This window comes from Candidatus Polarisedimenticolia bacterium (genome assembly GCA_035764505.1).
Classification (GTDB): Bacteria; Acidobacteriota; Polarisedimenticolia; order Gp22-AA2; family AA152; genus AA152.
Map to the genome: position 1 here is coordinate 1 of DASTZC010000176.1, position 12,964 is coordinate 12,964.

Below are 12,964 nucleotides of genomic sequence, written 5' to 3' on the forward strand. Positions count from 1 at the left end.
ATCGAGAAGCTCCTGATGAAGGCAAAGCGTCCTTCGCTGGGCTGGGAGTGGGCCCGGCGTCTGGAGGTGGTGCGCAAGCTGTTCCCCGAGCTGGCGACCCTGGAAGAGTGCCCTCAGGATCCGGAATGGCATCCGGAGGGAGATGTCTGGACGCATACCCTCCTTTGCCTGGATCGAGGAGTCGAGGAAAGCACGGGGCTGGATCGGGACCGGCGCCTGACGGTGATGCTGGCGCTGCTGTGCCACGATCTGGGCAAACCATCGACCACGTCGCTGGTGGAGGGCCGCATCCGCTCGTACGAGCATGAATCGGCGGGGGTGGCGCCGACTCTGGCGCTGCTCGATCGGCTGAAGATCCATACCTTCAACGGCTACGACGTCCGGGGCCAGGTGCTGGCGCTGGTGTCGCACCATCTTACCCCGTCACATTTCTTCAAGAACCGGGAACACGTGGGGGAAGGCGCCTTCCGGCGCCTGGCGCGCAAGCTGGAGCCGGAGCTCCTCTACCGCGTGTCGCGCGCCGACTGCCTCGGCCGCACCGGCAGCTTCTCCACCGAGGCGCAGGAGTGGTTCATCGGGCAGGCGCGCTCCCTCGGGGTCGAAAGGGTGCCGCCTCCACCCATCCTGCTGGGACGGCATCTTCTGGAGATGGGACTCTTGCCGGGCCCTTTGATCGGGGAGATCACGCGGGCAATCTACGAGCAGCAGCTCGACGGCAGGGTGCGCGAGCTGGATGAAGCGCTCGCCGCGGCGCGTGCTCTCCTGGCCGAGCGGGGCGTCAATTAGATCTCGGAATCCCCGGCTCCGCCAGGCGAAGCGTGGCGGCGCGGTTCAAGGTCCAGTCGTAGTCCATGAAATCGTAGGGAGGATTGCCGCCGGCCGAGTCGATGAAGCGGACGACCTCTTCGGTGGCGTACTTTCGCAGATATCGCGGCAGGTTCTTCTCCGCGCCGCGAAATCCCTCGCTCACGAAATCACTGCCGTACCAGTCCAGGAGCTTCGTGACCCGCAGCCTGCCGTTCTCGACGCGCAGGTAATCGGGGGAGGAGAGCGTCCCGCGCGCGGCTGCTTCGAGCTGCGTTTGGAGCCGGGTGCCGGTGAGCGCCTCGGGTGGCAAGGGGGCGCAGCTCACCGAGGCGCAGTTGACGACGAAATGGGCTCTCGGGTCCTTGAACAGCGGGCGGATGAGGCCATGCTCCAGGTTGTCGAGGCTGAGCTTGTAGCCGCCGACGATGTGCGCCTTGCGCGAGAAGACATCGGGAATGTCGCGGATGCTGGCCACCGGGAGCGCCGGGCTGCCTTTGTAGGTCCCCAGGATCGAATCGATGGTGAAGGCGTTGTAGGCGTTGATCAGCAGCGCCAGCAGCTCGTCGCGCGACAGCGCGGCGAGGTCGGCGCCGGCGATCGATTTCAGGTAGGTCTCGAGATCCTCGGGGCGGGCCTTCAATCCGTCGTAATCGAAGCGGCGGCCCATGTCGCGCGAATGGCGCGAAAGAACCCGGCTGAATGCGGCGTGATCGAAGGAGCCCTGGCCGGAGGCGATGCCTCGCCGGATCGTCTCCGAGGCTTCGCCCTGAATCGCCACCGCCTTCGGAGCGCACGACCCGGCCAGACTCGAAAGCATCAAGGCGATGGAAAGGAGGGTGCAGGAGCCGGCTTGCCGGGTGAGAGTCCCGGCCTTGCCGCCCCTCATCGGGTCTGCTCGCGCAACGCCCGGCGCGCCAGCCGCGCGACATAGAAGGTCAGCAACGCCGTCGCCGCCAGGCCGACTCCCCAGAAAACCCCTTCCCAGAGATTGCCGACCTCGGGCCCGCTGGCGTTCGCGGCCACCGCCCGTCCCGCGAATCCGAGATAGACGTAGAGAATGGTTCCCGGGAGCATGCCGACCCAGCTGGCCAACAGGTACGGCCAGAAGCCGACCTTGGTCAGTCCGAAGAGATAGTTGAGCAGGTTATAGGGAAAGATCGGGCTGAGCCGCGTCAGGAAGACGATCTTCCATCCCTCCTTGCCTACGGCCGCGTCGAGCGATGCGAAGCGCGGGTTCTCCGCCGCCCAGCGCGCCACGCGATCCCTTGCCAGATAGCGCGCAATCAGGAAGGATGCCGCGGCGCCGAGAGTCGCCCCCGCCGAAACCGCCAAGGTGCCACGCTTCAGACCGAACAGCGCCCCCGCCAGCAAGGTCAGGACGGAGCCCGGCAAGAAGAGCACCGCCGCTCCCATATAGATGAAGGAGAAGATCACCAGACCGGGCGTCCCGGTCCCGGAGGCCCACCGCACCGAGCGCTCCAGGGTACCTTGGAACTGCAGCACCCGCAGCAGAACGATTGCCGCCACGACGAGCGCCGCCACCAGCAGCGCTTTCATCTTCCAGGACTTCAAGACCTCCTCCCGAGCTTCTCGGCGCTCTGGGGAAGCGAAAAGTATTGCGGATAGTAGCGATGCGCCAGGCGCCTGGGGTCGACTCCCACGACGTAGAGGCAGGTCAGGCAGCCATTGCGCGCGAGGCGGCGCAAGCTTCCCTCGCTCCGGAACCGGCGCCCCGAGGCAATGATGGTCTCGCGAACGAGACAGGTCCGGCCGGCGCGCCCCAGAAGCCTCGAGAGGGCTAAATCCTCGAACAGGAGAATCTCCGGGAACCCGCCGATACGACGGAAGGTCTCGCGCCGCACGAAGATCGACTGATCGCCGAAGAACAATCCGAAGACCTTGCCGCGCCAGTCGGCGAGGCGGCAACCGAAGGCGAGCAGTCGGGAAGGATCGTCGAAGCGGCGGCGAAAGGCGCCTCCTACGATGGCGGTATCGCTCAAGGCCGTCTGCATGGCAGAGAAAGCCATCTGGGGCAGCATCACGTCAGCGTGCAGGAACAGCAGCACCGATCCCTGCGCGGCGGCCGCGCCGGCATTCATCTGCAGCGCCCGGCCGCGCTGCGGGCAGGCGACCAGCCGGGCTCCGGCGGCTTCGGCCAGATTCGGGGTGCCGTCCTGGCTGCCGGCATCGGCGACGATGACCTCCGGCGTTGGCGTGAGAGCCAGACAGCGCCCGATCTGGTCGGCGACAAGCTCCGCTTCGTTGACCGTGGGGATGATGATCGAGACGGTTGCAGCCGGCGCCGATTCGCTGCCGGCGCGGGACTCCGCGGTGCGTGCAACCTGCGAAGGATCGGTCGTCACAGGGTCACCCCGGGTGATTCCCAGGCAGAGCCGGCGCCTTGGGATGCGCCGAACTCCGTTAGCTTGAAGTCAATGGAGTCACATCGTTGGTATGGCAAGCGCATATGCTTGCTCAATGATCGAACGCGCAACTCTATAGAAGGCCCGCTGACTAGAATCAACGTCATAGACTGTAACTTCAGTAATCCAGATGCTGCCCGAGGAAGGAAACAGGGGAAAGCGGGCCGCCATACCATCTTGAATCCCGCGCAGAATCGAATCCCGATACTCAGCGGCAATTGGGACCCGGAAGTGAATTCCTGGCGCCTGATTGTAGTGAAACTGGACGCGCAGGCCAGCCGCCTCGAAACGCGGCCCGAGGTGCTTTCTGAAGCTCGCGTACAGCTCGATTTCTCCTGGTGATGCTGGTGGTGGCATGGAGTCCGCCTAACATCGCGGTTCAGGCGCGGCGTGCAATAGCCGACGGCTTTAACGAGCAGGAACGTGCCGCACGCCGTCGCCTGCAAGCGCGTGCAACTCCGCCGCCATGGTCATTATCATCTTATTTCACAGGCGGGGGCGAGGGGGGTCGGCCTCGTCGGCTCCGGAGCCCAATCAGCGTTTCCGGGACGGACGCTTGCGGCTGCGCGCCTTGGCGCGCTGGGGTTGGCGGGAGCCGGTCAGAAGCGCTTTCAGCTGCGCCAGGCAAGGGGCTGCGGCGGTCAGGCTGCGGGTCTCCAGCTCGCGGTAGAGCGAGAGGACGCGGCGTCCTTCGGGGGTAAGCGCCGAGCCGCTGCCGCGCCAAGTCTCGGTCGACACGAGCGGACGGGCGAAGCAGCGGTTCATCGTCTCCACCAGCAGCCAGGCCCGGCGGTACGACATTCCCAGCTCCCGGGCGGCAAGGGAGATCGCCCCGACCCGCTCCACCGCCTCCAGGAGGTCGGCCTTGCCGGGGCCCAGCGCGATTTCCTCGCCCCGGTTGAGTCGCCAGCGGGGGCGCGCCGCCCAGGCCCGCGACCGGCCGCGCCGCGCGCTTGCGGGGCCATTGTATTTGTTGGTATACATTGGGCTCTCTCCGTCAGGTCCTGAGCAGTGTAGATCAGGACGGTACGATACGGAATGCCCGCGAGAGGACCCGGCTTGCCGTAGCTCCGCTGGAGATCCCATGGTCAAAGACTCGACACGTGCGGCGCAGGAGATCTTCCGAGATCTGCTGCCAAAGGTTCCTGTCGCTGCCCTGGCCTTGCTTCTTGCCCTGGTCGTGGGCGGGCCGTGTGAGGCTGCCGAAGCGCTCCCGGTGGCGAAGCCCGAAATCACTCTTTATGCTGCCGCGAGTCTGCGCGAGGTGCTGGCGGACCTGGCGAAGGCGTGCGGCCGGGAGGCCGGTGCGATCCTGGTGCTCAACCTGGGGTCTTCGAGCGATCTGGCGCGGCAGATCGAAGCCGCCGGCAAAGCCGACATGTTCATCTCCGCCGACGAGGCGCTCATGGACCGGCTCGACAGCGCCAAGCTGCTGGAGCCGGGATCGCGTCGCTCGATGGTGGGCAATCAGCTCGTCGTGATCGCGCCTGCCGATGCCGCGGCGCCGGAGGTCGGCAACGTGAAGGACCTCCTGCTGAGCGCCAAACATCTCTCTCTCGCCAACCCCGAGGCCGTGCCGGCAGGCAAGTACGCCCGCGCCTGGCTGGAGAAGCTGGGTGTTTGGGAAGAGGTCAAGGACAAGGTCGTGCCGGGCGTCGACGTGCGTGCGGCACTGGCCGCGGTCGAATCGGGAGCTGTCGAGCTGGGGATCGTCTATCGCACTGATGCCTTCATCACGAAGAAGGTGAACGTCGTCCATGAAGTGCCGCGCGGAGAGGGGCCTTCCATCTCCTATCCGATCGCCATCCTGAAGGGGCGGCCCAATGTCGCCATCTCACGCAAGGTCCTGGCTTGCCTGGACGGACCGGTAGGCAAGATGGTTTTCGAGACCCGCGGCTTCATCTGGTTGAGCCCGGCTCCGTGAGCGCTTCGCCCTGGACGGCGCTGGCCATCTCGCTGAAGGTGGCTCTCGGCGCCACCCTCCTCATTCTGGTCCCCGGCGTCCTGCTGGGACTGCTGTTCGCGCGCCGCCGGTTCTGGGGGAGGAGTCTGATCGAGACGCTCACCTACCTTCCCCTGGTCCTCCCGCCTACAGCCGTCGGCTACCTCCTCCTTTCGCTTCTCGCGCGCAACGGCCTTCTCGGAGTGAACCGGCTCCGCTGGGATCTCGACCTCCTCTTCACCTGGAAGGGAGCGGTCGCTGCCTCGGCCATCATGGCGCTGCCTCTCGTGGTGCGCACCGCCCGGGTCGCCTTCGAGGGAGTCGACCCGCGCCTGGAAGGTATGGGAAGAACACTCGGCATGTCTCCGTTAGAGGTGTTCCGGAAGATCACCCTCCCTCTGGCGAAGCGCGGGCTGGTGGCCGCGATGGTGCTTGGATTCAGCCGCGCGCTGGGGGAGTTCGGCGCGACGGTGATAGTCGCCGGGAACATTCCGGGGAAGACCCAGACCCTCGCCCTGGCGATCTTCAACGACATCCAGATCGGCCGGGATGAGGAAGCGCGATTGCTAGTCGGCATCACCGCCGCGCTCGCCTTCGCGTCGGTCTGGTGCGTCGAGATTCTCCTGCGCCGGAGCGCGACTCGCTGATGGCAACGCATCTCCAGCTGAACGTTGGCGCCAGCCAGGGACGCTTCACCCTGCAGGTCCGCTGGGAGACGTGCCAGCCTTTGCTGGGGGTTTTCGGCCATTCGGGCGCCGGGAAGACGACGCTGCTCGAATCGATTGCGGGGCTGCGCCGCGCCGTCGGATCGATTTGCGTCCACGGCGAAACCTGGCTCGACACGGAGCACGGCATCGACCTGCCCTCGCGGCAGCGCGGCGTCGGCTACGTGCCGCAAGATACCTTGCTCTTCCCGCATTGGAGCGTGACGCGAAACCTGCTGGCCGGGAGCTCGCGTGCCGGACGCGGCCGCAACGCCGCTCCGAGCCTCGATCGCGTCGTGGAGGTCCTGGAGCTGGCGGAATGCCAGGCCACTCCGGTTGGGGATCTTTCCGGAGGCGAGAGACAGCGAGTCGCCCTCGGAAGGGCGATTCTGTCGGGCGCGGAGCTGCTGTTGCTCGACGAGCCGCTCGCCTCGCTCGATCTGCCGCTGCGGCGGCGCATCCTGCCTTTCCTGCTGAGGGTCCAAGCGCAGTTCGGACTTCCCACCATCACCGTTTCCCACGACGTCACCGAGATGAAGGTCCTGGCGCGCGAGGTCCTGGTCTTGGATCGGGGGCGGGTCCTCGCCGCGGGGCCGCCGGAGTCGGTCTTCCTGGACACGGCGATGCTCCCTATGTTCCAGGAGGATGGATTCGAGAATGTGCTGCAGGGCTCCGTAGCCGAGGCGAGGGAGGCAGGGCTTCTCCTGGAGCTGGAGCCCGGAATCAGCGTCCTGGCCCCACGGGTGGATCTGCCGCGCGGCGGCAAGGCGCTCGTCTCGCTCAGGGCCGACGAGGTCCTGTTGTCGCTGGGCCGTCCCGACCAAATCTCCGCACAGAACATCATTCCCGGCAGAATCAAAGAAATCCGCGAGAAGGGGGTAGGCGGCGACGGAGACCATCCGGTCCTGGTGGTGGTGGCGATGGGCTCCGCCGGGCAGGCGATGGTGGCCAGCATCACGAAACAGGCCAGGGCGCGGCTCGCGCTGGCTCCGGGGATGGCGGTGCACCTGGTGTTCAAGGCGCAGTCCTGTCGGGTGCTCTCCACCGGCTGAAGCCGTTGTGCTATCCTCTCTTCCGACTCCACGCATCCTCCCATCCCCCCTGGAGCAATCCCCCCATGAACTGGAAGAATTGTGCGCTCTCGAAGTCACTCGCGCTCCTGATGGTGGTTCTGCCGACGCCGCTCTTCGCAGCAGCTTCAACCGCTCCAGCGCCGGCGGGCGCCGCGGCGGCCGACTGCTTCGGAGCGGGCGACTGGGCCAGGGTGGAAAAGGCCTGTGAGAAAATGACGGCCGCCGAGCCGGCCAACGGCAGGGCCTGGTTCCGCCTCGGTCTGGCCCGGCAATCGCAGCAGCACCCTGAGCCGGCCATCGAGGCATACCTCAAGGCGGAGGCGATCGGGCACAATCCCAACGTCATGGTCAATCTGGCCGCCTGCTATGCGAAGCTGGGGCGCCGCGAGGATGCCCTGAAGTGGGTCGAAGGCGCGGCCGGGGCGGGCTTTTCGCAGCCGGCGGTGATCACCGGCGATGCCGACCTCGCCGCGCTCAAGGGAACCCCGCGCTTCGACGCGGCGATGACCAAGATCGATGCCGCGTCGCGTCCCTGCGCCGCGCTCCCCGAGGCCCGGCAGTTCGATTTCTGGGTGGGCAAGTGGGAGGTGCGCACCCCGCAGGGGCAGCTTGCCGGCACCAACGAGATCCAGCTCATCCTGGGCGAGTGCGTCCTGCTGGAGAACTGGACGGGGCATCGCGGGAGCAGCGGCAAGAGCATCAATCTGTACAATCAATACAAGGGCTCCTGGCAGCAGACCTGGGTGGACGATCAGGGCGACGTCACCGAGTTCGTCGACGGGACCTACAAGGACGGTGTCATGCGCTTCCGCGCCGAGACGCGCGGCCGGGACGGCAAGGTGCTGCAGCGGCGTTTGAGCTTTACGAACCTCGGTCCCGGTAAGGTCCGCCAGTTTTCGGAGCAATCGACGGACGGCGGCAAAACCTGGACGACGGAATACGACCTGAGCTACACGCGCGTGGGAGAATCCTCCGGACCGTCCTCGACGGGAGGGAAGTAACCCAGGACGGCTTGGACGGATGTAAAAAGTTGTAGCCATCGGGGAATCATGCGGGTTTTGCTGCAATAATAGCGGCTCCTATTCAAGGAGGAAGAGAGATGAGACTGAGGAAAATGAGTGCCTGCGCGGTGATGTTGGGCCTGCTTCTGGCGACGGCGGCGCCGCTGCTGGCGGGCGAGGAGGCGACGGCCGATCTGAACGTGAAGCTGTCGGTGCGCGGCATGACCTGCGATGGGTGCGCCAAGGGAGTCAAGGCCGCCCTCGAGAAGACCCCCGGGGTGAAGAGCGCCGAGGTCAACCTGGAGAAGAACGAGGCGGCCGTGATCTACGAGAAGGGAAAGACCACACCCGAGGCGCTGGTGAAGGCCGTGGAGAAGGCCGGCTACAAGTGCTCCCTCCAGAAGGACGACAAGGCAGGAGCCTGAAGCCATGGAGTTGACGCTCCTCCGGCAGCCCCTGGCGGTCTGCCGGCTGGATCCCGAATCCGAGATACCCGAATGGGCCCGCAAGGGCCCCTTTTTTTCGCTTACGCGGACGCCGGAGGAGCTCAGCATCGTCTGTGACGACGTCAGCGTCCCCGTGCAGATCCCTGCCGAGCGCGACTGGCGCGCCTACCGGCTGAAAGGACCGATTCCCTTCACGACGATTGGCGTCCTGTCATCGCTCGTCGCCCCGCTCGCCCGCTGCGGCGTCAGCGTCTTCGCCATCTCCACCTTCGACACCGACTACCTCCTGGTCCGCCACGCCGACGCCAAGAAGGCGACTCTGGCGCTGCGCGAGGACGGCCACACCGTTCATCTCGAGCCGCGCAGCTGACCCTTTCCTCCAAATCGTTGGATTGATCCTCTTGCGGGAAAGAGCCCGCCTCGGCTATTCTCCGTCTGCGCCGCGGAGACCCGATGCCGACCTATTCGCACTCCCGCCTGTCCTCGTACGAGAAGTGCAAGCTCCAGTACAAGTACCGCTACATCGACCGGATCCGCAAGGACGTCCAGGGGATCGAGGCGTTCATGGGGAACCGGGTGCACGAGGCCCTGGAGAAGCTGTTCAAGGACCTCATGATGGAGAAGGTCACGGAGCTGGAGGAGATGACCGGGCTGTATCACCGGAACTGGGAGGCGCAGTACAACCCGAAAATCCGCATCGTCAAGACCGAATACACCCCTGACCACTACCGCAAGGTGGGCGAGCGCTGCATCACCGAGTTCTACAGGACCTACCATCCGTTCAAGGACGGCGTGACGCTCGGGCTGGAGGAGAAGCTCGGGATTCCGCTGGATGCCGAAGGGAAGTACCGGATGGAAGGCTTCGTGGACCGGATCGTCCGGGTCGCTCCCGGCATCTTCGAGGTCCACGACTACAAGACCAGCAGCTCGCTCCCTTGGGCGCAGGATCTCGAGAACGACCGCCAGCTGCCGCTCTATCAGCTCGGAATCCAGGCCAAGTTCCCCGACGCCAAAGAGGTGCGGCTCATCTGGCACTACCTGGCCTTCAACCAGGAGCTGCGCTCCTCGCGCAATCCCGAGGCGCTGGAAGCCCTGAAGGCCAAGACGATGGAGCTGATCCAGCGGGTCGAGTCGACGAAAGAGTTCCCGCCCACCGAGAGTGCGCTGTGCCGCTGGTGCGAGTATCAGGAGATGTGCCCCCTCTGGAAGCATCGCCTGAAGGTGGCGCCGATGGAGGAGAACGAGTTCGCCAACGACACCGGCGTGCAGCTGGTGGATCGGCTGGCGGACCTCGAATCACGCAAACTTGGGGTCGACAACGATCTGGCCAAGGTGCGCGAGGCGATCCTCGCGCTCATGGACAAGGAGAAAGCCACGGTCCTCGCGGGCTCGAAGCACGAGATCCGGAGAAGCGCGCAGGAGACGGTGCGCTTCCCGGACCCCGGGGAGACGGGATGGAAAGGGCTGGAGATGGTTCTACGCGAGATGGGCGTTCTGGACCGGTTCGTCGGCCTGGACACCGCCGCCCTGGTGCGGACGCTCCAGGATCCCGAGACCGACCGCTATCTCAAAGCCGCCCTCGAGAAGTTCACCCAGGTCGAGAAATCCCACCGCCTCCGCCTCGTTTCCAAGGGCAGCCAGCAGTTGAGGCTGTTCGACTAGCCGCCGCGTAGCGCCCGCGCCAGAACCAACCCAAAAAACCAGCGGACTTGTGTTCCAGGTGACCGAGAAGAGAGGGAGGTCATTGACACCACAGGTGTCGAAAGGAGACTCCGATGAAGCGTACTCGCCGATCGTGGGCCGGAGTTGGGGTGTTGTGCCTGCTCGCCATGGGGATCCTGAGCCTAGTCATCGCGAATGACGGGGACATTTCCTGGGAAGGGAAGGGGCCTGGAGGCGGAGGAAGCAACCTGGGAGTGGCCGTGGACCCGAAGCATCCGGACAAGGTCCTTATGGGCTCGGACACGGGGGGAATCTATCGAACCGAGGACGGCGGGGGTACGTGGGAGAATAAGAACGTGGGGGCCATCACCGATCCCTATGGACACAGAGGCCACTATTTCGTCGAAAGTTTCGCCTACGATCCCGAGGTCACGGATCGGGTCTATGCGGGAACTCTGAGCGGTGTGCTCAAGAGCACCGACGGAGGAGCCAGCTGGACCCAGTCTCTCAACGTTTACGGAGGGGCGGCCGTTGTCGCCGTCAACCCGAATCATACCGAGCACGTCTACGCCGGGTCGGGAAGCATTTTCGGCCCCGGAAACGCCTGGGGATTCGAGCCTGGTCCGGTCCTGGGATGCATTTTCATCAGCGGGGACTACGGTGCAACCTTTGGATCCCCCGTTTCTCTGGCGGGAAACGACTGTTCGATCGCCAACGGGAGCAATCCGAACGTGCGATCGATTCTCATCGACCCAACGCCCGGGCCGGCGTGGGACGCGACGAAGATCCTGGTGTCGACGAACCAGGGGCTGTATCGCAGCTTGAACGGCGGACAGACATGGAGCCTATTGTCGGGAACGGGGCTGCCCCATCAGAACTGCGGTCAGCTCGCCTATGACCCATCGACCGGCACGGTGTACATCTCGATGTTGACGGAGATCGACGACCGCCTCTACCAGGCGGGAGTATTCGTGGACGGTTACCGCAGCCCCGATTCCTGGCAGGGCGGAGTTTATAGGAGCATTGACTGGGGGACAACGGGATTCGAGCCTGCAAACGGAATCGACGGCTCCGACATCCTGCCGAACGGTGGCTTCGAGATCGGCGGAACTCCGCCCTCCGGCTGGAACTACCTCGCAAACAGTAGCGGCAATGTATCCAGGGTTGCCCACCAAGGCGGACCCGATTCGTGGGACCTGAAAATCGAAACCGACAATGTCGATCAGCCCGTCGTCGGGGTTCAGACGGACGCGATCTCCGTGACACCGGGCGCCAGATATCGAGTGTCGGCTTTCGGAAAAGCCAACCAACTCGAGTTCTCCTCGGCTCCGGATGCTTACCCCACATCGTTTTTCGGCAGAATCTTCTACTTTTCTGATATCGCGGGTACGCAAGGGGTTGCTGAAAGCAGATGTGTTTATCCTTACACCTACACGAATCTGTGGGCTGCCGGAGACCTCGTTTTCGACTGGCGCAGGTACGAGACTGAAGTCCTCATTCCGGACAACGCGGTGTCGGTTCGGATTTGGATCTACACTAACCGCACCCGGGGTGTGACCTTGGCAAATAACGTCACTCTTCGGCTCAGCAACAGCCTACCGACCATCGAGTCGTTCCAGGGTTTCACCTATTCAGGCTATCGCGCTCTGGCTCTCGGAAACGATCCTTCTAACAACAATTCACTCAGTCTCTACGTAGGCACCGATCTGTCGAACTTCAATCCCGTCGATGGCGTATGGAAATCAGCTGACGGTGGGATCAGTTGGACCCATGAGACCCGCTTTGTTCACCACGACAACGTGATCGACAAGCGCGCCAACACCGAGCCGGCGGACCCACTGGATCCCAATGACCACGGCGGCTGTGGCTTCGGTTATGGCTACGGCAGAATCTACGGCATCGGGACCGGCAAAGGCGCAGTTGGCCACGACACGCTCTTCATGAGCACCGGCTTCTGGAGCTACAAGAAAGCCCACGGCAGCGCAACCTGGGAAGAGATTACGCATGACGCGGACCCGTCCGCGCAAAGAACCTTCTGGAAAGGGCGGGGAGTCACGAACGACGTCGTGACTCACGATGTAAAGGCGGAAGGCTCGATGGTGTTCTACGGGGACCAGGACAACCTCCTGCTCATCAGCGACGATAGCGGAGAGACGTATCGCCAGGAGGGAAGGGATCGAAAGCAGCTCACATGGGGATCGCTAGGGCTCTATGGCGGAACCGTCAGCTCAATCGTCGTCGAAGATCAGGGCCACGCCTACGCAACGGTTGAGGGCGGCCAAGGAAGCGGGGTCGTTTCCGTCAGTTTCAATTCCGGATTGGGAACGTGGGATCCGACACGGGTCGGCGGCATTCCTGGAGTGGATCCCGGGGCATTGCCGGAAGGCGGCCCGCTGCGGCTCGGGCAGATGGACGGGACTCTTTATGCTGCGATGGAAGGGTCCTCGCGCGGCGTCTACCGGAAAGACTCAGGTTGGACGAATATTGGCGCGGCGGGGGTGGGAGTCCTTCCGTCGATCTTCATTCCGTCCCAGGTCGCCGTTGATGACGTCAAGAACCGTCTCTATGTCGGCTTGAGGAAGGACTTGTTCTGCTCGCCTCCCTGCGACAAGGAGGCTCCCTGCAATAGTGGTGCATGTCTCTTCCTGGCAATCAATCCAGGCAGCGGAACTCCCGCCTGGTGTCGCGTCACCCACAACTCATCGGGAGTATGTCTGGCGAATGCGCCCTGCGACGCGACGATCTCTTCGTTGAAGGTGGGTCCAGCGAACGAGCTCTACGTGGGAACGACCCGGAGCCTGACTTCGCCGGGAGGCCTTTACAAGGCAACCGCTGCGGGGTGCAGCTCCCCGAGCGGTAGCTGCACTACGTGCACCTGGACCTGGAGCCGGCTGCTGGACGAGCCG

14 protein-coding genes are annotated in these 12,964 nt (G+C 64.4%); 9 read left to right on the forward strand and 5 right to left on the reverse strand.

The annotated features are described in order from the left end of the window. Positions 1-786: hypothetical protein (locus VFW45_11750; protein HEU5181460.1), on the forward strand; the 786-nt coding region annotated here is incomplete at its 5' end. On the opposite strand, the gene VFW45_11755 is transcribed toward VFW45_11750, so the two are convergent. The 5 genes from VFW45_11755 to VFW45_11775 form a co-directional block, all read right to left on the reverse strand. Continuing rightward, complete coding sequence (locus VFW45_11755; GenBank protein ID HEU5181461.1) at positions 779-1,693, reverse strand: DUF547 domain-containing protein; 915 nt, start codon at positions 1,691-1,693, stop codon at positions 779-781. The two genes, VFW45_11750 and VFW45_11755, sit on opposite strands and share 8 nt — an antisense overlap. After that, a complete protein-coding gene (locus VFW45_11760) occupies positions 1,690-2,379 on the reverse strand; it encodes a TVP38/TMEM64 family protein (GenBank protein HEU5181462.1) in 690 nt (229 codons plus the stop codon). The genes VFW45_11755 and VFW45_11760 overlap by 4 nt, the downstream gene beginning before the upstream one ends. Continuing rightward, the gene (locus tag VFW45_11765; GenBank protein HEU5181463.1) at positions 2,376-3,170 is read right to left on the reverse strand and encodes a TIGR04283 family arsenosugar biosynthesis glycosyltransferase; all 795 of its coding nucleotides are present in this window, start codon (positions 3,168-3,170) and stop codon (positions 2,376-2,378) included. Before VFW45_11765 ends, VFW45_11760 begins: the two co-directional genes overlap by 4 nt. 78 nt (positions 3,171-3,248) lie before the next feature. Then, positions 3,249-3,587, reverse strand: coding sequence for a hypothetical protein (locus VFW45_11770; GenBank protein HEU5181464.1), 339 nt, complete (start codon positions 3,585-3,587; stop codon positions 3,249-3,251). 177 nt (positions 3,588-3,764) lie between these two features. Next, positions 3,765-4,214: a LysR family transcriptional regulator gene (locus VFW45_11775; protein ID HEU5181465.1), complete on the reverse strand. Its 450-nt coding sequence runs from the start codon at positions 4,212-4,214 to the stop codon at positions 3,765-3,767. 100 nt (positions 4,215-4,314) lie between these two features. On the opposite strand from VFW45_11775, the gene modA reads away from it, so the two are divergent. The 8 genes from modA to VFW45_11815 form a co-directional block, all read left to right on the forward strand. Further along, the gene (modA, locus tag VFW45_11780; GenBank protein HEU5181466.1) at positions 4,315-5,154 is read left to right on the forward strand and encodes a molybdate ABC transporter substrate-binding protein; all 840 of its coding nucleotides are present in this window, start codon (positions 4,315-4,317) and stop codon (positions 5,152-5,154) included. Beyond that, positions 5,151-5,819 (forward strand): molybdate ABC transporter permease subunit, encoded by a 669-nt coding sequence (modB, locus tag VFW45_11785; GenBank protein HEU5181467.1) that lies wholly within the window; start codon positions 5,151-5,153, stop codon positions 5,817-5,819. Before modA ends, modB begins: the two co-directional genes overlap by 4 nt. Continuing rightward, positions 5,819-6,928, forward strand: a complete 1,110-nt coding sequence (gene modC / locus VFW45_11790) for a molybdenum ABC transporter ATP-binding protein (GenBank protein ID HEU5181468.1) — start codon at positions 5,819-5,821, stop codon at positions 6,926-6,928. Before modB ends, modC begins: the two co-directional genes overlap by 1 nt. 65 nt (positions 6,929-6,993) lie before the next feature. Further along, a complete protein-coding gene (locus tag VFW45_11795) occupies positions 6,994-7,950 on the forward strand; it encodes a hypothetical protein (GenBank protein HEU5181469.1) in 957 nt (318 codons plus the stop codon). Between the two features lie 98 nt (positions 7,951-8,048). After that, positions 8,049-8,375, forward strand: a complete 327-nt coding sequence (locus tag VFW45_11800) for a heavy metal-associated domain-containing protein (protein ID HEU5181470.1) — start codon at positions 8,049-8,051, stop codon at positions 8,373-8,375. A gap of 4 nt (positions 8,376-8,379) precedes the next feature. Beyond that, complete coding sequence (locus tag VFW45_11805) at positions 8,380-8,766, forward strand: ACT domain-containing protein (GenBank protein HEU5181471.1); 387 nt, start codon at positions 8,380-8,382, stop codon at positions 8,764-8,766. Positions 8,767-8,849: 83 nt separating this feature from the next. Continuing rightward, complete coding sequence (locus tag VFW45_11810; GenBank protein HEU5181472.1) at positions 8,850-10,058, forward strand: PD-(D/E)XK nuclease family protein; 1,209 nt, start codon at positions 8,850-8,852, stop codon at positions 10,056-10,058. Positions 10,059-10,171: 113 nt separating this feature from the next. Further along, positions 10,172-12,964: hypothetical protein (locus tag VFW45_11815; protein ID HEU5181473.1), on the forward strand; the 2,793-nt coding region annotated here is incomplete at its 3' end.

Excerpts from the sequence above, each read along its gene's own strand:
- VFW45_11800 (HEU5181470.1), top strand. The coding sequence starts at position 8,049 with ATGAGACTGAGGAAAATGAGTGCCTGCGCGGTGATGTTGGGCCTGCTT.
- VFW45_11795 (HEU5181469.1), top strand. The coding sequence starts at position 6,994 with ATGAACTGGAAGAATTGTGCGCTCTCGAAGTCACTCGCGCTCCTGATG.
- modC (HEU5181468.1), top strand. The coding sequence starts at position 5,819 with ATGGCAACGCATCTCCAGCTGAACGTTGGCGCCAGCCAGGGACGCTTC.
- VFW45_11805 (HEU5181471.1), top strand. The coding sequence starts at position 8,380 with ATGGAGTTGACGCTCCTCCGGCAGCCCCTGGCGGTCTGCCGGCTGGAT.
- VFW45_11770 (HEU5181464.1), bottom strand. The coding sequence starts at position 3,587 with ATGCCACCACCAGCATCACCAGGAGAAATCGAGCTGTACGCGAGCTTC.
- modA (HEU5181466.1), top strand. The coding sequence starts at position 4,315 with ATGGTCAAAGACTCGACACGTGCGGCGCAGGAGATCTTCCGAGATCTG.
- VFW45_11755 (HEU5181461.1), bottom strand. The coding sequence starts at position 1,693 with ATGAGGGGCGGCAAGGCCGGGACTCTCACCCGGCAAGCCGGCTCCTGC.
- VFW45_11810 (HEU5181472.1), top strand. The coding sequence starts at position 8,850 with ATGCCGACCTATTCGCACTCCCGCCTGTCCTCGTACGAGAAGTGCAAG.
- VFW45_11775 (HEU5181465.1), bottom strand. The coding sequence starts at position 4,214 with ATGTATACCAACAAATACAATGGCCCCGCAAGCGCGCGGCGCGGCCGG.